This is a genomic window from Ferrovum sp. JA12, assembly GCF_001431705.1.
In the GTDB taxonomy this organism is placed as follows: domain Bacteria; phylum Pseudomonadota; class Gammaproteobacteria; order Burkholderiales; family Ferrovaceae; genus PN-J185.
The window spans coordinates 765906-788434 of sequence record NZ_LJWX01000002.1; the positions used below are offsets into that span (position 1 = coordinate 765906).

Here is a 22529-nt window from a genome sequence, read left to right on the forward strand (position 1 = left end):
TCAATTAGTCAGACTACGTAGGGGGGCGGGAATTCTGCCACCACGTTGAATAAACTCTTGATTACCAAAAGTATTGACGGCAATCACGGGACAATGACCCAATAAACCACCGAACTCAACACGGTCTCCCACACTTTTACCTGGCACAGGAATCAATCTAACTGCGGTGGTTTTATGGTTAATCATACCAATTGCAGCTTCATCAGCAATAATACCTGATAGAGTCTCAGCAGAGGTATCACCTGGTACAGCAATCATATCAAGACCCACGGAGCAGACACAGGTCATGGCTTCAAGTTTTTCTAAGGTTAAGCTACCCTTTTCCACTGCGGCAATCATCCCGGCATCCTCACTCACTGGAATGAAAGCTCCACTTAATCCTCCCACATGTTGTGCTGCCATCAAGCCACCCTTTTTAACAGCGTCATTCAGAAGTGCTAACGCCGCAGTGGTGCCAGGGGCACCACAGCTCTCCAAACCCATTTCCTCTAAAATATAAGCCACACTATCCCCCACTGCGGGGGTCGGTGCTAAAGATAAATCAATAATTCCCATTTTAACGCCCAAACGTCTTGAGGCTTCTCTGGCGACCAATTGACCTACCCGCGTGATTTTAAAAGCACTGCGTTTAATACTCTCAGCCACTTCATCAAAGGGCTGACCTTTCACCGACTCTAAGGCTTGTTTCACTACCCCAGGCCCGCTCACTCCCACGTGAATAGCACTCTCACCTTCTCCAATGCCATGAAAAGCACCAGCCATAAAAGGATTATCTTCAACTGCGTTAGCAAAAATAACAAGCTTAGCACAGCCAATAGCATCCCTGTCACGGGTCAGATATGCGGTTTTCTTAATAATGGTTCCCATCAAGCGAACCGCATCCATATTGATCCCTGCTTTGCTAGTTCCAATGTTAACCGATGAGCACACATGATCAGTCTTCGCTAACGCCTCGGGAATGGATTGAATGAGGATTAAATCACCAGGAGTTGCTTTTTTCTCAACCAAGGCTGAGAAACCTCCAATAAAGTTAATGCCTAAGTTTTTAGCAGCACGATCTAAAGCCTCAGCAATTGGCACATAAGTATCTGTATGGCAACTTTCAGCGATCACGGCTATGGGGGTTATGGAAATACGTGTATTAATAATAGGTATACCATACTCACGTTGTATATCCTCTCCCACTTTCACTAAATTCTGCGCTTTAGTGGTGATAGTATCGTAAATATTTTGGCAAAGAGTTTTCAAATCTGGATGTGAACATGCCCTAAGACTAATGCCCATGGTGATTGTTCGTACATCGAGGTTGTTTTCCTCAATCATTTGGTAAGTTTCAAATATATCGTGCGGAAGTAACATAACAGTCTCAGTAAAGTATCTAAATGCGGTGCATTGCAGTGAAAATATCGGCATGCTGTGCCTTGATTGTGACTCCAATTTCTTCACCCATCAGTTCCAATTGCGCTTGTAAATCCTTCAAGTTCGCTCCTTGTTCAGGTAAGTCAACAATCATGACCATATTAAAAAAGCCATTAATAATATTCTGATTAATATCTAAAATATTTATTTTATGAAAAGCTAGAGCTGTACTCACCCGAGCTACAATACCCACTTGATCTTCGCCAATAATTGTTATTACAGTTTTCATCATTCAACCTAAAAATCGTTAGTAAAAATGTCACGAAGTTTACCCTAAAAATCATTATTATGATTATAAGAATTTACTAAAATTGCAATACTTCAAAAACACGGTCACAAACATCTGATAAAATAAATTTTAAGTGAGTAATTCGTAAACTAGACAATTAACAAAAACTCTCTCAATCACATAAAGCAAAAATATGCCATCAAATAATAAATCTCAAACCCTGCTCATTGTGGATGACACACCAGATAATATAACTGTTTTAGGAGCGCTTCTTTGTCCATTTTATCATATCAAAATAGCTAACAATGGCAGTAAGGCCCTAAAACTCGCAATAAATCCACCCGTACCTGATTTAATTTTACTGGATATTATGATGCCAGAGATGGATGGGTTTGAAGTGATTAAACGACTTAAAGCTGATGTCATCACAAAAAATATTCCCGTGATTTTCTTAACAGCATTAACATCAGCAGACAATGAATCACAAGGATTGCGCTTGGGCGCAGTAGACTACATTTACAAACCTATTAATCCAGAAATCACTTTAACGAGAATAAAAAACCATCTTGAATTAAAACAAGCGAGAGAAATCTTAGACGATCAGAACAAATGGTTAACCATTGAAATTGCTAAAGCAATTGAACATAATAAAATTATAAAAAAAACAGCCATCCGTGCACTGGCTAATGTGGCCGAATCAAAGGATAACGAAACCGGCAACCATATTTTACGCACTCAAAATTATATTAATGAACTAGCTCGTGAATTGGCTAAGACAGAAAAATACAAACATCAATTAACAGAAGAATATATTGAATTAATCACAGAAGCAGCACCACTGCATGATATTGGTAAAGTTGGCATTCCAGATGAAATACTGCATAAGCCAAGTAAATTAAATGCTGAGGAGTGGGTAATCATGAAAACTCACGCGGAAATTGGTGCAAATGCTATTTGGAATGCGATAAAGGATATTGAAGACAAATTGGCAGTAAAATTTTTTGAAATTGCCATCGACATCGCAGGGAATCATCACGAGAAATGGGATGGGTCAGGATATCCTAAACAATTAAAGGGAGAGGCTATCCCTCTTGCTTCAAGATTAATGGCTGTTGCCGATGTCTATGACGCGTTAATCAACAAAAGAGTCTATAAGCCATCTTTCTCCGATGATGAAACAACAAAATTAATTATTGATGGATCAGGAACGCATTTTGATCCGGATATTATTGAAGCTTTCAAAAGAATACACCCTAAATTTGTCGAAATTAAAAATTTAATGCATGATGAAAAAACTAGATAATTTTTTAATCAGTGCAGCCATAATTAGCTTATTGCCTATTTTTACTTTTTTTTATAAAAAAGTACAAACTTCAAAAGTCATTGTGACTTATCATAAAAACATTGACACCATTACACAATTAAAATCTCAACTTATCAGCAGTTGGCTAAACGAGAGAGATGAAAATGCTGTAGTTCTAAAAAAAACAAATTTTATTGCTCATGTATGTAGAGATATTACTGACATCAACAGTAACACGGTATTGAGAAATGATAAACAAATTAAAGAATACTTAAATATTTCGAAGGATGCTTATAATTATAATAGTTTGTTTTTACTAGATAAAAATTTAACACTCATACAACAAAGTGGAAATGATATCGATCTACAAGGAGCAAATATTCATGATATTAAAGAAGTAATCAAGAGTAATGGTATTTTAAGAAGTGATTTATATCGAGACTTTGAAAATAATATCCACTTAGATTGGTACATTGCCTTAGATTGTCAAAACAAACAAAATCATCAAACTTACTTGTTGGTTCTTCGAACTCATCCTGTTAGTTATTTATATCCCATATTAAATCAATGGCCCTACGAAAAGAGTCTTGGTGAAACATTTTTAGTCAGAAAAAATAAAGATAAAGTAGAGTTCGGCAGTAATCTGAAGGGCGTTAAGAATAAAGCCATACTATTTAATTTACCCATTAACAGAGATACGGTTAGTGCGAAAATTGCCAGAGAGGAAATCAACCCCACTGAAGATGATAATATAGGTATTAACTATATGGGTAACCAGGTTATTTATTCCTATACAGAAATACCTGATACAAACTGGTATCTAATAACGGAAATTCCAACCAGTGAAGCTTTAGCAGGAATAAATAATACACTTAGAATCATCTATTTGATCAACATCCCTTTATTAATTTTTTTATATTTTATTGTACACAATATAATTAACAAGCAATCAAAGCTCAATGAAACTTTATTTCAGAATAAACACATCTTCAATAATACTCCAACAGGTATTCTACTTATAAACGAAAATGGAACCATCTTACAAATAAATGATTGGTTAAGAAAAAAATTAGGCTATCAAGAAATAGAGCTTATCAAGAAATCTATTAATATTATATTTACCAATACCAAAGATCCTAAGAAATATAATGAAATCATCACAAATTCTATAAGAAGCGAAAACACTACAACAGTAGACCTGCCAGTCATAATGAAAAACGGTGATCAATTTATTGGCCGAGTCAGTACAAAGTATATGGAGAATTCAAAAAAATTAATTGTTATTATTGAAGATGTTACAGAAGCGAATAGACATATAGATCGCATCAATGACGCTAAGGAAGCAGCAGAACAAATTAGTTTATTGAAATCAAACTTCTTGTCTAACATGAGCCATGAAATAAGAACACCTATGAATACTATTATTGGCCTGACTCATTTACTCAAAAGAACAATTTTAGATACGCATCAAAAGAAATTAATCGATAAAATTCAAATGTCGAATGAACATCTTTTAAATTTAATCAATGATACTCTTGATTTTTCAAAAATTGAATCAGGGAAATTGATCCTAGAACATATCGAATTTGAATATGAAAAAATATTAGATAATATATTAACTTTAACTCAGCAAAAGGCAGATGAAAAAGAAATAGAACTGATTTTTGACATAGATTTAAATATACCCCACATTTTAATTGGCGATCCAACACGACTCAAACAAATACTCATTAATTATATAACTAATGCAATAAAATTTACTGAACAAGGACAAGTCGTATTAATCGGTAAAGTTCTCAGTGAGACACCGACTGAAGTAGAACTGTATTTTGCTGTAAAAGATACAGGTATTGGTTTATCTAAGGAACAAATTAATCAATTATTTAACAGTTTCCAACAGGGAGATGGTTCCATTACAAGAAAATATGGTGGTACGGGATTAGGACTAGCCATATGTAAGAATCTAGCCGAATTAATGGGTGGTTCGGTAGGAGTGGATTCAACCTTAAATCAAGGGTCCACCTTTTGGTTTACCGCAAAATTTAGAAAACCTGAGAATAAAAGTATAAAGAAAATAAAAAATCCAAATATCTCTGGTAAAAAAATACTGGTTGTTGATGATAATACAGAAACTCTTGAAGTATTATATAGAATGCTAGTTTCTCTTTCTTTCCAACCCACCTGTGTGACTTCAGGTACAAAAGCAATAGAAATCATTAGTCAAAATCTTGAACAAAATAATCATTTCGATGTGATTTTAGTGGATTGGAAAATGCCAGAGATGGATGGATTAGAAACCATTAGCCATATTCAAAAAATTAACTTTAAACATACTCCCAAATTGATCATTATTACCGGTTTTGGCCACACGGATATTCGTGAAAAAGCCATAAGTATAGGTGTCACTGCAGTTTTAACAAAACCCATTTCATCCTCCTCACTCTTTGATACTATCATTAATTTATATACTGAAAACTTTGCCGATGAGGATAACTATAAAGAATATACGGATCAATTTTTAAGCCAGTATTATCAATTAAATAATAAAAATATAATTTTAATTGAAGACAATCCCCTCAATCAGGAAATCACTACTAATTTTCTAAGGATGATAGGTGTACATGTTACGATTGCTAATAATGGAAAAGAAGGATTAGAGTTAATCAATAAAAAACAGTTTGATATAATTCTTATGGATATTCAAATGCCAGTGTTGGATGGGGTTGCAACCACAAAAATAATTAGAAATAGTCCAGAATTTAATACTACACCTATTATTGCTGTGACTGCAAATCTCTTGGAAGAGGACATTAAAATGTATCTGTCAATTGGTATTAATGATTATGTACCCAAGCCCGTTAATCCAGAAAAACTTTGGGACAAACTAAATAAATGGATATCTGTAAAAAAAACCATTTCTCTCTCTCAAGAAAACGAACAGGATCTTGACGATAAATCTGATACAAAAATCGTTGGTGATGAATTTAAAGATATTTTATCTCAATGCTATAAAATGATTGACCAAGGAGACTTTGGTCTTAGTCAGTTTATTGAACAACATAAAAATACATTCCAATTGTTATTACGTGACAAATATGACTCGTTTGTTAAAAATGTAGAGAATTTTGATTTTGAAAAAGCCAATGAAATTATTCGTAATAAACTAAATTAAAACCATTAATAATAAAAAAAGTAATTTTCTCAATGCCCAATGATATTTTGCTAAATATAACTGTTGATTTCCCGATTAATAAGAATTCTGTTCAAAGACTTTTTTTTACACAACCAAAAAAAATTATTCAAGCAACACAAGAATCAGATATTCAACATTGCCTACTGACAATTGAACAAGAACAATTAAAGGGTAATTTTGTAGTGGGATTCTTATCCTACGACAATGCATTAACAGATTATTTACTTTTATTCGGGGTATACAGTGCGCCATTACTAATTAAACCATGGTCAAATTCATTCCAATCTTTTCAAGTTGACCCATGGAGATTATCCGAGGGTATCGATAAATATACGGACAAAATCAATACCATAAAAAAACATATTAAGAATGGAGATTGTTATCAGCTTAACTACACAATCAGAGCAGAAAGCCGGTTGTTACAAGGTCATACATTTGACTTATTCGAACATTTAACAGACTGTCAGGCTGCAAGTTATAGCGCTTACATAGAGCATCAGGATTTCACTATTCTTTCATTTTCACCAGAACTATTCTTTTTTCAACAAGGGACTCATATTCATACAAAACCTATGAAAGGGACAAAACCTTTTCATCCTGATGATTCTTTAGAAAAACAAAAAAAATCACTTGAAGAATCCGTCAAAGATCAATCAGAAAATCTCATGATTGTAGATTTATTGAGAAATGATTTATCTAAGATATCTCGCAAGGGTAGCGTTAAAACCAGTGAGTTATTTGCTGTGGAATCCTATCTGGATATTCTGCAAATGACGAGTACTATTAGTGGAAAATTAGAGCCCCATATTACCTTTAAAGACACTATTAACGCCCTCTTTCCCTGTGGTTCTATTACCGGAGCTCCCAAAAAAAAGGTCATGGAGATCATTAAACGCATGGAAGATCAACCCAGAGGACCCTACTGCGGTGCCATTGGATACTTGGCACCAGAGCAAAAGAACGTATTTAACGTCGCCATCAGAACAATAGTACATAATAAAAAAAATAATCAACTCACCTACGGAGTTGGAAGTGGAGTAACTTGGGATTCAGAGCCTTTGGATGAGTACCAAGAAATTCGCAATAAAATTAATTTCTTAAGCCAAGAAAAGCCATACTCTCTTTTTGAGACAGTCTATTTACATCACGGTAAATGTTTTTTCTGGAATCAACATTTTGCGAGATTAAGACAGTCCGCTCAATATTTAAACTTTGTTTTACCCGACGAAGATCACTACAACAGTATTAATCTACTTTATCCAACCATTGCGGATTCTTCTTTTCGCGGCAAATTTATATATCATCGAAATGGTACTGCCCGATGGGAGTTGTATCCTTTACCCACAGAATTTGAATTGGGTATAGTAAATTTTGCCTCTACCCCCATTTCCTCTAATGATTTTAGGATTAACCATAAGACCACGGATAGATCAATATATGATCAACAATTTAGTAAAGAAAATCTTCATTTGTTTGATATCATTTTATGCAATGAGCGGGACGAAGTTACAGAATTTTCTAAAGGAAATATTGTGGTGGAGCTCGATAAATTACTCTATACTCCGCCGCAAACATCTGGTCTTTTACCTGGCGTTTTACGTAAATATCTTCTAGAAAACAATATTATTCATGAGAGAATCCTGCACCGCGAGGAAGTAATCAATGCAAGTAATATTTGGTTAATCAATTCACTAAGAGGTTGGGTAAAGGTCAAACTTGATCTCAATTAATGTTTATCATTAATAAATACTAATTAGCTAAAACATCCTTAACCTCACCTGTTAATAGATAATCCAATAGTTCTCTTACTGGTTTAATTTCTTTACCAAATGGTAATGCATTAGCTCCCCTAAAAAACAATCCTTTTTTAAGGTCACCCTTCAGTGCGGCGACTAAATGAATATCAATACAGAATTGACCTGTTTTAGAGTTCCCATCTCTTAAACCGCAATGCAATAAACAACTTAATCCAGCGGCACACTTTCTACCGCCTACTTTAACGGTAGATTTCATTTTTTCTTCTTTTAACAAATATTTCTTTAGCCATGGAGTAAGCACTCCTCGTGCTGGTAATCCTGCCACACTCATAAAAGTAGTAATATCCTGATGAGTAGCTTCCAGTAAGACTTGTTTAAAATTTGGGTGAGCATCACCTTCTTCTGTTACCGCAAAAGGAGTCCCAATCTGAACGGCACTGGCTCCCAAATTAATTAGATCTTGTATTTTCTTATAGGTATTAATACCTCCGGCTGGTATAAGGGGAATATCAGAATCCTTGATACCAAACTCTTTAAATACTTGTTTCGTCTCAATTATCACATTGATGAATTCAAATCTAGGGTCCTCAACCTGTGATGAATTTGCTGCACCCAGATGACCTCCAGCATATTTAGGATGTTCGATAATAATGGCATCAGGCAATCGATTTTTTCGCATCCATTTCTTTAATAGTAAAGTTATTCCTCTGGCATCGGAGAGAATGGGTATCAATGCAACATCTGGGTATCCCTCTGTCATTTCTGGCAAATCCAAGGGTAAACCAGCACCCATCACAATTGCTTGGGCACCACTTTCACAGGATTGTCTCGTCAAGGCAACATGATCGGTCACGGCTTTCATGACATTTACAGCAATGAAACCGTTTCCTTTTGCTAATTTAATTGCCTCTTTTATTTCTCTATCTAGAGCTATTAAATTCATTTTATTTAATAACTGAGGATCATGACAGCCTTTCATTTCCAAATCCTCATGGTGATGTCTCAAATCAATACTGGCAATGGTTCCAATTGCACCACAATTAGCAACGGTACCTGCCAGCTTATGAGCAGAAACACCAACTCCCATTCCGCCTTGAACAATAGGTAAGAGTTGTTTACCCTTAAAGGAAAATAGAGGTAAGGAAGAAGTTAGCATAATCCACCTTTGAGTAATATAGATGTACATATTAAAAGGATACATAACTATACATATTGATTAATATCAATATTATTTACTAAAGGAAATTATATTAAAGAATAAGTTTGTTCAAAAAACAATCAATACAAGAAATTGATTCCTACAATATACGTTAACTTTTATATAGTCCTATCATAAACTAATTCAAAACTCGAAAAAGCATCTTTGGTCTGTGTGCTTTCGTTACGATTGACTATGAAATCCGTCATTAAAGAATCGCTATGGGCGATAGAAATTGATATAGAACACACTGCATGTCTGGATATTAATGATAATTAAAGACAAGGTTATTTATTCACTTTTCTGATTCACTATAAATTTGATCATCATATTATTAAGCCTTTCATACAGCTATTTTGTCTTACTCAGTACATTGTCGACTTCTTCTAATATTAAAAAAAATATTCTTATCACTACTGGCGTTAAATAATCAGAAAATATTAAATGGTATGGTCAACAGAATGGGGCATCTGTCCCATTCTGTTATACTTTGAAAATAATGTTAATAAATAGACCTATTAATTTTGTTGCCTTAAGAGTTTAGCTGCTGCCACCATGTTTATCAATGCTGGAGTTACTTCAGACCACTGACGAGTTTTTAGACCACAATCAGGATTGACCCATAAACGCTCACGAGAAATACGCTCTGTCGCTTTATTCATTAAGTTAACAATTTGTTCAACGGTGGGAATGTTTGGTGAATGAATATCGTACACACCAGGGCCAATTTCGTTGGGATAATTAAAGTGCTCAAAAACATCTAATAATTCCATATCTGATCTTGAGGTTTCGATAGTAATGACATCGGCATCCATACCAGCGATTGCCTCAATAATGTCATTAAATTCTGAATAACACATATGAGTGTGAATTTGTGTCTCATCCTTGACGTCATTGGCACTTATACGATAGCACTCTACTGCCCAATTAAGATAATCTTGCCATTGTGACTTTCTTAAAGGTAGGCCCTCGCGAAGAGCCGCTTCATCAATTTGAATGACACTAATACCCGCTTTTTCTAAATCTAAGACCTCGTCTCTTATAGCCAACGCAAGTTGTTTACAGGTTAGAGATCTTGGTTGATCATTTCTGACAAAAGACCAATTTAACATAGTAACAGGACCCGTTAACATACCTTTCATCGGTTTTGCTGTAATGGACTGAGCATATTTAATCCAATCAACGGTCATGGGATAGGGTCTATCTATATCACCGTATAAAATAGGCGGTTTGACGCAGCGGGATCCATAGGATTGAACCCAGCCAAATTGACTAAATATATATCCATTTAACTGCTCACCAAAGTATTCAACCATATCATTTCTTTCTGCTTCACCATGCACTAGCACATCAAGCCCTAAATTCTCTTGTTCACGAACACAATGTGTTATTTCATCAAACATGGCTTGAGTATAGTCAGCTTTGCTCATATCGCCAAACTTATACATTTTCCTTACTTGACGAATGGTATTGGTTTGTGGAAATGAACCAATGGTGGTAGTGGGAAACTCTGGTAATTGCAACAGAGCTTTTTGTAAAATTTGTCTTTTTTCATAAGGAGACTGACGGTGGCCAGCATTAGCATTTAAAGTATTAAGCTTTTCTCTCACCAGAATATTATTAACTCTTGTTGAGTTAGCTCGAGAATCCATAGCCGCTTTATTATTTAGCAACTCCTCTTTAACACTCTCACGTCCAGCATTAAGTGCCTGTGCGATGATGCTTAACTCCTTGAGCTTTTGTGTAGCAAAGGAGAGCCAAGTGACGATTTCATTGTCTAATGACTTTTCATTATCCAAGTCTACAGGAACATGAAGTAAAGAGGAGGATGGAGCTATCCATAGTCTTTCGCCTAATTCCTTAGCTATTGGCTCAAGCCAATTCAGTAGTGAATCAAAATCTGTCTTCCAAATATTTCTTCCATCAATAATACCGATAGATAACACTTGTTGTGAGGATAAATATTTAAGCAATATTTGAATATCGTTAAATCCATTGATTGCATCGATATGAATACCGGCCACAGGTAACTTAGAGATAATGGAAATATTTTCAGCCAATTGACCAAAATAAGTTGTAAGCAATAATTTAACGGGAATACTACTAAAAGACTGATATGCCGTGACCAATGCCTGTTGCCAATCTGAAGATAATTCCGTCACCAGAATCGGCTCATCAATTTGTACCCATTCCACCTTATTGTAAGCGAGAACCTTTAGTAATTCTTGATAAGCTATTAAAAGTTGTGGTAACAATTGCAGTGTATCAATACCGTCTTTTGATTTTCCTAAGGCAAGATATGTCACTGGACCAATGATTACCGGTTTCCCATTAACTCCCTCTTGACGTGCTTCGTTAATTTGATCGATCAGTCTTGATGGATCCAGGTTAAACTCTGTCGCTTGAGTAAACTCAGGAACAATATAATGATAATTTGTATCAAACCATTTGGTCATTTCTCCGGCAGCGACTCCTCCACAACATTGAGCATGCTCTGTAGCAAGATTTACAGATCGCCCTCTTGCTGCTCTAAAGTAGTTATCTAATTTTTCACCATGAAAATGCTGTATTCGTTCTGGCAGATTGCCCAACGTAAAACTCATATCCAAAACATGATCGTAAAAGCTAAACTCTCCCACTGGTACGTAATCTAGATGTGACTGAAGTTGCCAATGTTGTTGACGTAGAGCAACTCCTGATTGATGTAATTCCTTAAGTGAAGTTTGGCCTTTCCAATAGGACTCAAGAGCAAATTTGAGTTCCCTGTTCCTTCCAATACGTGGAAAACCTAAATTATGAGTAGTAACCATGAATATTTACCTTAGCAATAAATTGAAAAGACAAATAATAGGTGGTTTTATAAATGAATAAAAATGGTATTATCTCACATATCAATTACTTTTATTCATCAATAAGGTATGCAATGAGTTATCTTGAGCGCAGTCACTTAGAAATTTTACGTGCTGTTGAACAATTCGGATCATTAACGGCAGCAGCAGATCAGCTTCACTTAACCCAATCGGCATTAAGTCACACTATCAGAAAACTCGAAGATCATTTAACCATTCCAATATGGTATCGGGAGGGCAGAAAATTAAAACTAACCCAGGCAGGAGAGTATCTTCTAGCGGTAGCTAATCGCCTATTACCCCAATTGATTCATGCCGAAAACCGCCTGAAAGAGTTTGCCCAGGGTGAAAGGGGGAGCTTAAGAATTGGAATGGAATGTCATCCCTGCTATCAATGGTTATTAAAAATTGTCTCGCCCTATCTAAAAGCCTGGCCTGCTGTGGATGTGGATGTTAAACAAAAGTTTCAATTCGGAGGAATTGGAGCTTTGTTTGGTTATGAAATTGATATACTTGTTACACCAGATCCCCTTTTTAAAAACGGTTTAACTTTTGTACCCGTATTTGACTATGAACAAGTATTAGTAGTTAATTCAAACCATCCATTTAAAGACCTAACTTATATAAAACCTAAACAATTACAAGAAGAAAACCTGATCACCTATCCCGTATCCGTAGAAAGATTAGATATTTTTAATCTATTCTTAACCCCCTGTGGTATTACGCCTAAAAATCATAAACTGATCGAGACCACAGATATTATGTTGCAAATGGTGGCAAGTGGCAGAGGCGTCGCCTCATTGCCTCGCTGGTTAGTGGAAGAACAAAGAGAGAAATTTGATGTATTACCTGTGAAATTAGGACCAAGAGGCATTGCAAAACAAATTCATATTGGATTTCGCGATACGGATCGTGACATTGACTACCTATCAGACTTTGTTCGTGTTGCACAACAATTTACCAATCCACATCATACATAATTGATTGTCTAAACAGTCCAACTATTGAGTATATGTACTGCTAAGTAGGCGATTGTCATGGATACGGGTAATGTCAGAATCCATGACATCAGAATTTGATAAATCATTTGTTTATTTATACTGTTATTCTCTGTTAAGGCAATTCCTGTAATGGATCCTACTGCCACGTGTGTGGTTGATACGGGCAAACCAAAATGACTTGCTATCAGTACCAGAAATGCTGTGGTCAGGTTGGCTTTGATACCATTAACATGATTGATAGGGGTTATTTTTTTACTCATTGTGGTAGCCACTTTTTTTGAATAGAGATAACCGCCAATAGCCATCATTAACACCACTAACATTATCGATAATCTATTGGTTAAAAAAGGAATAATAAGGAGTAAGCTAGCCAGTTTAGGGGTGTCATTAACGCCACGGGAAAAGGAAATCAAAAATGCAGAAGTGAGATGTAAGTAATCAACCAACTGCTTATTTGCACATCCTGTATTGGAGTACAAAATCCTTGGTTTGATTGACTTAATATTAGACGAAGTAAGAGCGGCAGCGTCACCCATTGCAATATGTTCTAACTCATTGACAAGACAGACACAGGCTGCCGTGGACTTATTTTTACTTGTAGATTTATTAAATAAAAAGACTGTCAGTGCCGAAACAAATGGACTAAATAATAGAGGTAGTATGAATAGGGTGCTTATCTTATGCCAGTGTAATTCAGCTTGGGGAATCCCCAACCCAGCGCCAATTAGTCCTCCTAATAATGCATGAGTAGTGGAAATAGGAAAGCCCATGAGTGTTGCCAAAATTAAGGTAATTAATGCACCTAGTGACACAGAGAGCAATAGGTTAACCTGAACAAATCGATCAACAGTAATAATTTCTTTTCCACTAAATACAGAGAGTAAATTACCTGCCAAATAGATTGATAATAGTCCACCTAAAACAGTTGCTAGAGTACTCAAAAAAAGTGACTGCTTAAAGGACAGAATATCCGCCCCCCAGATTGTAGCAAAACCTTTAAAGTTATCATTAGCCCCATTAAAAGTTGCCACCAACAACGCAACCACTAAACCCATGACAATCCACATAATCCATCCTTAAACGAGACATAATTGAATTAGTCGTTGTGGATTAAAAAATATTACTCAACTAGTCAATAAGTCATTTTTTGGAGGTGCCATCAGGATAAGTCACGTCAAGTAGTTCAACCTTCAGCACCACATAACAAATAAAGATTTAAACAGATCAACTTTCACTATGTGACTGTGTTATACCGGATTATGAAAAAACTCTTTATTCAGGGCTTAATGAAGAGGACAAATACCGAAGGTATCCATGATTGTTTCATACTCCTTAAGCAAGATTCTGACGAAATGACGTTTCTGAGAGTTGTCATTTTTACCATAGCAATAGCCAAGATTCAGGCTTTGAAGGGGGGCTAAGGTTAACAGCAACTATTTTCTTTAACTGATGCATCATTAAAGGGTAAATCGCTTCCACATCCTTCAAATATGCCAAAATGATTATCAAAAGTGCCTAAAAATTCAAAATCCTCGCTAAAACGAGAGTCCCTTAACATACGGTAGGTATTTCCACATACAGGAAAAATTTTATTTCGCTCGATACTATGATGCTTATCCAAAACAAAAATGTCAGGAGAGGTGTCAATAGACCCTTTAAATATGACCGCTTGGCCATGATTTTCGCAAGCATCCTCCAGTTCATTAATGTTAAATAAGCGATAGGTGGCAGAGAAAAAACGGATAGGGCCAATTTTTCTTTTCAGCACAGGATCGGTGACCGTTATACTATGATCTGACACTAAGCGTGGATCCATGAAGCCCGCCTTTTGGGCCACACGACGAAAATCATTCCAATACAGTGCTCCTCCTAAACATTCACCATACAACACAGGATCATGTTGAAGGATATGCGGGACTCTTCTGTCTGCATACACATCAGAAAAATAAAACTCCCCCCCGTTTTTTAATAACTTCATTATTCCAGATAAAACCGCTTGCTTATCTAGCGTTAAATTGATTACACAATTTGAAATAATCACATCAAAACTATTCAAGGCTAAACCAATTTCATCCAGTCTCTCTATTAATCCTCTAACAAAGCTTACATTACGATAACCAAACTTTTCAGCATGGTAATCCATATAAGATTCTGCCAGATGCAGTTGCTCCTCTGTCATATCAATCCCTATCACTTCACCTTCCGGACCCACTAATTGTGATAATAAATACACATCACGTCCAGTACCACAGCCCAAATCTAAAACTCGGCAACCCTTTAGTTTTTCAGGAGCTACAAGTCCGCATCCATAGTAACGGCTTAAGACCTCAGGATGAATATTGGCTAATAATGGTTTCAAATAGTCAGGAACAGCTGAAGGGTCACAACAGGCGGTAGTTTTGAGATCCAAGGACGATTGGAGCTCTTTGCCATAATAGTCTTTAACGATGTCATGCATAATTAGAATAACCTCAATAAGTTAAATGCTGAATATTTACTTTAGTCGATACATAACTTAAGTTCTTACATTTTTAATGACATAAATTGGGATCATCAACAAATACAATACCGGCAAAACCAGCTTGAGCTTCAGAATGAGTATTGTCCGTGTCTGAAGCAAGGCCAATGGACTGAATCATCACATTTGTAGTTTTAAAAGACTGTTGTAAATCTGTTAACAAATTTCTTTTTTCTAGTATCCATTGACCATTTTTTTGGTTACCAGATTCCACCACAATCATACTGTCCACACTCACAAAGGGACTAAATTCCCTATAGTTAATGGGTTTTTTATTATCCCATACATAATTTAAAGCCATATCTGGGTTGTTTTTCTTAAATAAATCAGTTAAATCAGAGTGAATCTTTTCTAACCAACTTTTTTTGTGATCCTTATAGCTAAAGGTTAGATAAATACGCGCTGCATAATCATCGCCCTCTTTTGTACCCATATTGGCAGCGTCTACCACATGATTGACTCGCCAATACCAACATAAATATGGTGTCCGTTGAATATTTATATCAATATTCCTGGAATAAACTGCCATACTTGACTTGGCTTCTGCTTGTAAAGCTTCTTTTCCATCCCAGTGTCGAATAGAAAAGAGTGTTGGTGGTATGGTGCGATCAAAACGAATAATTTGCCATTGATTGGAGGGAGTCGGAGTAATAGGTAATTCTACAACGCTTGCAGCTAAAGCATTAGGGATGAAGAATACTAAGAAAAATAACAAATAAAAGTACTTACTCATTATTTAAAATCAGTTGACGTAGTGTAGGCGGTAAATACTTTAAATCATGATATTCATCTATATCATGAAGCATTTTCAGGACTTCAACAGCATAACCCAACTCTAGGGCATGAGTAATGGTCTGAAAAGCGACCACATTAGTACTCCAATCAATCTTAGAGAAAATTTTTGAATGAAACTGCTTAAACCCAATTAAAGTATATCCCCCATCAAAGGCAGGATGCATCACCAAATCACATTTATCTAATTGATTAAATGCTTGTTTTAGTATCAATACATCTATTTCAACACAATCCGTACCTATTAAGATGAATTTAGTATTTTTACACGTTTCATCTTTAAAATAGTTGGTAATTCTCTCACCAAGATCCCCCTTCGTTTGATTACGTATTAAAAAGAAGTCAGGCACGTTTATTAAGATCCAATCCTCCTCTTTAAAAGCAGGCTCTACCACTAGCTCAACGGTATCAATAAACCAACATTGACTAGCTATATCAATGTTATGTTGTAATAATCTAGCAGCTAATTGAGTGGTTTTTTCTTCACCCAAGGAGGGGATTAACCGCGTTTTGGTTATTCCAGAAATAGGCGCTTTAGCAAAGATGACTAATTTATTTTTCACTTATACCATCCAGCGATTGATTTCACATCCACTTTAACCCAGTATAAAAATCGTAGCGTCCACATAAGCAGAATGGTTTTAAATATTCCATTATCCAGCCATCGTCTGGCCGATGTGAAAACTTGAGAGCGTAAGCAAATGGGCCGACAAACTTTCATTAATAGACTAGATAACTCAATATCTTCCATCAAGGGTTGCTCGGGAAAACCTTGAATGGCATGAAAGAGTCGAGTGGATACAAAAATCCCCTGATCTCCAGTGGCAATCCCCGTTAAACGAGACCGTAAGTTTATAAAATAAGATATGATTTTGAATATAACTCCTTCCCCATTCACACAGACATCAAATCGTCCCCAAATATCTTGGTTAGTATTAAGAGCCAATAAATCCTGTATGGCATCCTTTGTCAGCCTTGTGTCTGCATGTAAAAAAAGTAACAGTTGCTGCTTAGCGTTTAACGCCCCCGTATTCATCTGACAAGCTCTACCCTTTTGAGAGTAGACAACTCGGTAATTCATCTTTTCCAAGAGTAGCGGAGTCCCATCTGAACTTCCCCCGTCTACCACCAAGCAATCAATACCCAAGGATTCAATCCAAATCAAATGCTCAACTAAATCACGAACCAACTGAATTTCATTATAAACAGGAACAATAATTAACACGGAGGGTGTCATGGATCAGTTCTCGGAATTTAAATTCCAGTCATAATCTAAAAATTTCACTTCGACTTTTTGATTATTCAGATCATTCATTTGTTGTCGAGGAATACCTAACTCCTTCGCATATATAGCAAAAAACTGATTTAAGGAGTAGGTGCCACGCCAACCTGATTTAAAATCATCGCTATACCATTTAAAGATAGGAGATACCTCTAACATACCTAATTGATATCGATTTCTCGATGGGTCTGATAAAAAACGTCTGGCTTGATCTTCTAATTGTTGATCAAGGTGAATGGCATCATAGGCCTCATTTCTGAGCATTGGGCAACCAATTGAAGCACAGTTCACAGCAAAATGGACACGTGGATCATTATAACGATGCGACCCTCTGATCAATCCATGTTCCACGTCATCAAGAGATATGGTTTTACCAAATAAATGAACGATATCCTTCTTCCAAGGGGAAGAAAAAAGAGATCCAAGATCTTTTATAGATTTCAAATCAGGATATTTGGTCAAAATTAAGTTGACGGTTGACGCATTGTATAGATTAATTAAAAAGGCTAACTGCTCATTCTTATCCCATGCATTAAACTCAGACTCTTTAACCAAGGCGGCTTGCTTTAAATAGTCCTCTAATCTGTCTTTTTTACTCAATAGCAATGAATAATTCACTCTTGATGCGTGCCCAGCGTTGACAATGACCACACTCTCCTGTAACAAACTATTCCACGTTGAGTAGTTAAAGTGACTCTGCTGTGCAAAGCACGTATTCGTAAATATAACGAATAGAGCTACAAGAATACGGATAGAAGTCATATTATTTGATTCCCCATTGATGATATTTATCTAAAATACGCAAGATATTTGGAGAAATATGAGCCCTCTTCCACTCCCCTGCCAAATATTTGTTGGCCTCATTCCATGTGGGATAGGGATGAATCGTTCCCAGTATTTTGTTAAGTCCTAACTTATGTTTCATGGCCAGTACAAACTCAGAGAGTTGTTCACCGGCGTGGGCACTCACAATAGTAACGCCTAGGATATGATCTGTTCCAGGTTTGGTTAATACTTTGATAAAGCCACTGGTTTCAGATTCTGTAATAGCTCTATCAAGCTCTTTCATGTCATACCTGGTCACATCATAGGCAATATTTTTTTGTTTTGCCTCTTTTTCATTGAGCCCGACTCTGGCTATTTCAGGATCTAAAAATGTGACCCATGGAATAATTGAATAATCTACTTTAAACTTTTTTATTCGACCAAAAAGTGCATTCACTGCTGCATACCAAGCTTGGTGGGCAGCAGTATGAGTAAATTGATATGAGCCCACCACATCCCCTGCAGCATAAATATTCGGATAAATAGTTTCTAAATACTCATTAGTCACTATTTTTCTATTGCTATCAATCCCCAGATTTTCAAGGCCATAACCGGTGAGTCTAGCCTCTCGACCTAAAGCAATAATTACTTCATCAAAGCAAATTTCCTTTTCAGTGTCCCTAGAACTAATAAATAATTTTTTAAACTGCTGATTTTTTTCAAAACGAATAGCTTCATATTGCGTGAGTACATTTACCCCAGAATCCATTAAAGATTGCAATGCTAAGTTGGATACTTCCTCATCTTCTCTTATTAAGATTTGTGTTGACTTCTCAACCAGTGTGACCTGAACACCTAATCGTGCCAGTGCTTGAGATAGCTCGCAACCGATGGGTCCTCCCCCTAAAACTACAATATCTTGAGGTGCCTTATCCAGGTTTGCAAAATACTCCCACAGGCTGTCTGAAGTTAAATAATTGATATTCTCAATACCAGGAATAGTCGGAACAAAAGGTTTTGCTCCGGTTGCTAGAACTATACTCTTTGCTGTTAAAAAGCTTTTCTCACCACTGCGGCCCGTGATTTCCACTGTCCATGGATCAATTAGTTTTGCATATCCATGTCTAACTTCAACACCCATCCCCTCATACCTATCAACACTATCGTGGGGTGCCACTTCTTGAATGATATTGAGAATTCTAGTAAATACGGTCTTCCAATTTAAAGAAATGTCTTGAGTTGTAATACCAAACTCATGGTATTTTTTAGTGTGATTGACAATCTTGGCGTTTTTGATTAAGGCCTTACTGGGAACACAGCCATAATTAAGACAATCACCTCCCATTTTTTTTGCTTCAATCAAAGTGACTTTGGCTTTTACTGCAGCACTTATATAGGATGTAACAAGACCTGCAGCCCCAGCGCCAATCACAATCATATTTCTATCAAAGCGTTGAGGTTTATGCCAAGGTTTATATACTTTTTTTTGTTGATAGGCATTTATCACACATCTACTTAGTAAGGGTAATAAGGCAATCACTATAAATGAGAGAATTAATTTAGGAGAGGATATATCTGATAAAGATTTAATTTTTGATAACTGCGTTCCTGCATTAACATACACAATAGTGCCTGCTAACATGCCTAGTTGACTCACCACAAAAAAAGTTTTAACAGAAATATTTGTTAAACCCATTAACAGATTGATAACAAAAAAAGGCATCACAGGTAACAATCGGAGTGAGAGCAAATAAAACTTACCATCACGGATGATTCCTTCGTTAATTTTAGCCATAAATGGTGAAAATTTTGATTGAACCCAATCACGCAAAAAAAAGCGGGAAACCAACATGGCTAGGGTGGCTCCTATTGTTGATGCAAAAGATACCAGTATCACACCAAATATATTGCCAAATAAGAATCCTGCAGCCAGGGTTAAAATCATAGCCCCTGGTAAAGAGAGACTGGTGGCAAGCACATATGAAAAGAAATAAACAACTAGCGCACTTATTTGGTGCTCAGAAACATAATGCTGTAAATATAGTTTATTAGTATTGAGAACAGCTAAAGTTAGATAGTCGGTAATATGAAATAATTTTAGTAAAAAAATAATTATCAGTACTATCGCTGACAGTAACCCTACCTTTTTCATTAGTTAGGCCTTTAGGATTGAGTTGATTTACCGAGTGCACCGCCACAACTGCTCCCGTTTCCCGCTGTACAGCCGAAGCAATGATCTGCTGTTTCAATTTTGTGATGACTCAAGATTGAAACATCAAGGTCATTAAGGTGTAAGGCTTTATTCCTATTCTTAATCGGCATATTGAGTTGTTGATTAAAATCACAGTCAAATACATGACCTTGCCAGTCAATACTAATTAAACTTTTACACATGACATGTTCTAAATTGACTGATTTGAAGTGATTTTTTAATAAAGATAAATAATTATCAAAAGTACCCTTACTAATTAACGTAGAACCAAATCGCTTAATGGGCATATTGGTAATGGTGAAGAGTTGATTAAATACCACCCCGAACTTCTCAAATAAAACGCGTTTATAGTCTTGTTCTAGTTTATGTTGATCAGGGGGAAGAGTAGGACCTTGAGGATTATAGACTAAATGTAGAGATAAATTCGTATCAGACTTGCCATAGCCCAGACGATTTAGTAATTGAAGTGCTGCAATACTTTTATCAAAAACACCACTACCTCGTTGTTGGTCAACATTCTCTGGGCTATAACAGGGCATTGACGCCACAATTTCCACCCCATTGTTGGCCAAAAAGTCCGCCAAGTCCTGCTGATCTTCCTCAAAAAGAATAGTGAGGTTACACCTGTCTATAACTTTTTTCTCTAACGATCTTGCCCTGGTCACAAGATTCCTAAACCCAGGGTGCATTTCTGGCGCCCCACCCGTTAAATCAATGGTAGTAATAGTAGGATGTTGTAAAAGATCTACCACCTTCTCTAACACATCATCTGTCATCATTTCTGTTCGATTAGGTCCTGCATTCACATGGCAATGGAGACAGGTTTGATTACATTTATAACCTAAATTAACCTGTATAGTATTGACAGTATTACGTGTAATAGCTGGGAAATCTGACTCTAATAACTTTAGTAATGTAGCATGCATAATTCACTCCTTTTCCCTTTGTCGTGTAATTAAATATAAAATTACACACATTGGGAAATTTATTCGAAGGATTGCTTCTACCCCATATTTGACAGGCTTTAGTGAACCGTTCTTTCAAAACATAAACCAAACTGTAAAGTGATTTTTGTAATATTTAAGCCAGTTATACGACTAATTGAAAGTTTACTTTACTAATTACTAAATATGAAAAAAGCTCAAATTGGTATTATTGGTGGCAGTGGCCTCTATGACCTTGATCAACTTAAGAACAGTGAAGAGATTATTGTTCACACCCCTTTTGGGACCCCCTCAGATCCTATTGTGCTGGGAGACATGGACGGGGTGAGTGTTGCTTTTCTCCCAAGGCATGGTAAAGGGCATCGGTTACTCCCTTCATCAGTTCCCTACCAAGCAAATATTTATGCTTTAAAACTCTTGGGCGTAAAATATTTATTATCAATTTCCGCTGTCGGCTCATTACGCGAGAATATTAAACCTCTTGATATTGTGCTCCCAGATCAGTATTTAGATTTCACAAAATCACGAAAGACTACTTTTTTTACAGAGGGGGCCGTGGCTCATATTTCCATGGCTAATCCTGTCTGCCATCAGTTGTCGGAGTTAGTTAAAAGAGCGATAAATGATGTCTTACAGGATAAACCCACTCAATTACATCACACAGGAACCTATATCTGTATTGAAGGCCCGCACTTCTCGAGCAAAGCAGAGTCGGAGTATTACCGATTCATCGGAGCTGATATTATTGGTATGACAAATATGCCTGAAGCCAAACTTTCTCTAGAAGCGCAAATAGCTTATTGTTCAGTAACTTTTGTCACTGATTATGATTGCTGGCATCCTAAAGAAAAGAATGTTAATGTCACCATTGCAATTGAAAACCTTCAAAAGAATATCTTTAACGCAAAAGAAATTATCCGCTTAGCCATTAAAAATATAAATAATAGTCAACCCTCTTCGCCAGCACACACCATCTTAAATCACTCTCTGGTTACCCCTCTTGCTCATATGAGTGACTCAAACAGAGCCATGATTGAAGTGCTACTTTCCTAACATCAGAAAAGGGA

At 36.3% G+C, this 22529-nt stretch carries 17 protein-coding genes; 5 read left to right on the forward strand and 12 right to left on the reverse strand.

The features are described from left to right. Positions 1–1359 (reverse strand): PFL family protein, encoded by a 1359-nt coding sequence (locus FERRO_RS08700; RefSeq protein WP_056930460.1) that lies wholly within the window; start codon positions 1357–1359, stop codon positions 1–3. Between the two features lie 19 nt (positions 1360–1378). After that, positions 1379–1648, reverse strand: coding sequence for an ACT domain-containing protein (locus FERRO_RS08705; RefSeq protein ID WP_056930461.1), 270 nt, complete (start codon positions 1646–1648; stop codon positions 1379–1381). A gap of 193 nt (positions 1649–1841) precedes the next feature. On the opposite strand from FERRO_RS08705, the gene FERRO_RS08710 reads away from it, so the two are divergent. From FERRO_RS08710 to pabB, 3 genes are read left to right on the forward strand one after another with little or no spacing between them, the layout of a single operon-like run. Then, positions 1842–2951: an HD domain-containing phosphohydrolase gene (locus tag FERRO_RS08710; protein ID WP_056930462.1), complete on the forward strand. Its 1110-nt coding sequence runs from the start codon at positions 1842–1844 to the stop codon at positions 2949–2951. After that, complete coding sequence (locus FERRO_RS08715; RefSeq protein ID WP_082601260.1) at positions 2932–6123, forward strand: PAS domain-containing hybrid sensor histidine kinase/response regulator; 3192 nt, start codon at positions 2932–2934, stop codon at positions 6121–6123. Before FERRO_RS08710 ends, FERRO_RS08715 begins: the two co-directional genes overlap by 20 nt. Before the next feature lie 32 nt (positions 6124–6155). Then, positions 6156–7874: an aminodeoxychorismate synthase component I gene (gene pabB / locus FERRO_RS08720; RefSeq protein ID WP_056930464.1), complete on the forward strand. Its 1719-nt coding sequence runs from the start codon at positions 6156–6158 to the stop codon at positions 7872–7874. Between the two features lie 19 nt (positions 7875–7893). On the opposite strand, the gene FERRO_RS08725 is transcribed toward pabB, so the two are convergent. After that, positions 7894–9057: an NAD(P)H-dependent flavin oxidoreductase gene (locus tag FERRO_RS08725; protein WP_056930465.1), complete on the reverse strand. Its 1164-nt coding sequence runs from the start codon at positions 9055–9057 to the stop codon at positions 7894–7896. A gap of 560 nt (positions 9058–9617) precedes the next feature. Continuing rightward, positions 9618–11909 carry a 5-methyltetrahydropteroyltriglutamate--homocysteine S-methyltransferase gene (gene metE, locus FERRO_RS08730; RefSeq protein ID WP_056930466.1) on the reverse strand — a complete coding sequence of 764 codons (2292 nt, stop codon included), beginning with the start codon at positions 11907–11909 and terminating at the stop codon, positions 9618–9620. Between the two features lie 113 nt (positions 11910–12022). Between metE and FERRO_RS08735 the strand changes: the two genes are divergently transcribed. Continuing rightward, complete coding sequence (locus FERRO_RS08735) at positions 12023–12928, forward strand: LysR family transcriptional regulator (protein WP_056930661.1); 906 nt, start codon at positions 12023–12025, stop codon at positions 12926–12928. Positions 12929–12936: 8 nt separating this feature from the next. Here the strand turns inward: FERRO_RS08735 and FERRO_RS08740 are convergent, their stop codons facing one another. The 8 genes from FERRO_RS08740 to arsS all read right to left on the reverse strand — a co-directional run bounded on the left by FERRO_RS08740 (position 12937) and on the right by arsS (position 21444). After that, on the reverse strand, positions 12937–14016 hold the full coding sequence (locus FERRO_RS08740) for an inorganic phosphate transporter (RefSeq protein ID WP_056930467.1): 1080 nt from the start codon (positions 14014–14016) through the stop codon (positions 12937–12939). A gap of 356 nt (positions 14017–14372) precedes the next feature. Then, positions 14373–15407, reverse strand: a complete 1035-nt coding sequence (locus FERRO_RS08745) for a methyltransferase domain-containing protein (protein WP_056930468.1) — start codon at positions 15405–15407, stop codon at positions 14373–14375. Between the two features lie 73 nt (positions 15408–15480). Next, a complete protein-coding gene (locus FERRO_RS08750; protein ID WP_056930469.1) occupies positions 15481–16200 on the reverse strand; it encodes a DUF3047 domain-containing protein in 720 nt (239 codons plus the stop codon). After that, complete coding sequence (locus tag FERRO_RS08755; RefSeq protein ID WP_056930470.1) at positions 16193–16822, reverse strand: TIGR04282 family arsenosugar biosynthesis glycosyltransferase; 630 nt, start codon at positions 16820–16822, stop codon at positions 16193–16195. The genes FERRO_RS08750 and FERRO_RS08755 overlap by 8 nt, the downstream gene beginning before the upstream one ends. Next, positions 16819–17496: a TIGR04283 family arsenosugar biosynthesis glycosyltransferase gene (locus FERRO_RS08760; RefSeq protein ID WP_056930471.1), complete on the reverse strand. Its 678-nt coding sequence runs from the start codon at positions 17494–17496 to the stop codon at positions 16819–16821. The genes FERRO_RS08755 and FERRO_RS08760 overlap by 4 nt, the downstream gene beginning before the upstream one ends. Before the next feature lie 3 nt (positions 17497–17499). Next, positions 17500–18303, reverse strand: a complete 804-nt coding sequence (locus FERRO_RS08765; RefSeq protein ID WP_056930472.1) for a DUF547 domain-containing protein — start codon at positions 18301–18303, stop codon at positions 17500–17502. 1 nt (position 18304) lies between these two features. After that, complete coding sequence (locus tag FERRO_RS08770) at positions 18305–20458, reverse strand: FAD-dependent oxidoreductase (protein ID WP_056930473.1); 2154 nt, start codon at positions 20456–20458, stop codon at positions 18305–18307. Positions 20459–20469: 11 nt separating this feature from the next. Further along, positions 20470–21444, reverse strand: a complete 975-nt coding sequence (gene arsS, locus FERRO_RS08775) for an arsenosugar biosynthesis radical SAM (seleno)protein ArsS (RefSeq protein WP_056930474.1) — start codon at positions 21442–21444, stop codon at positions 20470–20472. A 204-nt stretch (positions 21445–21648) separates the two neighbouring features. Here arsS and mtnP point away from each other — a divergent pair, with 204 nt between their 5' ends. After that, a complete protein-coding gene (mtnP, locus tag FERRO_RS08780) occupies positions 21649–22515 on the forward strand; it encodes an S-methyl-5'-thioadenosine phosphorylase (RefSeq protein ID WP_056930475.1) in 867 nt (288 codons plus the stop codon). Positions 22516–22529: the final 14 nt, after the last annotated feature.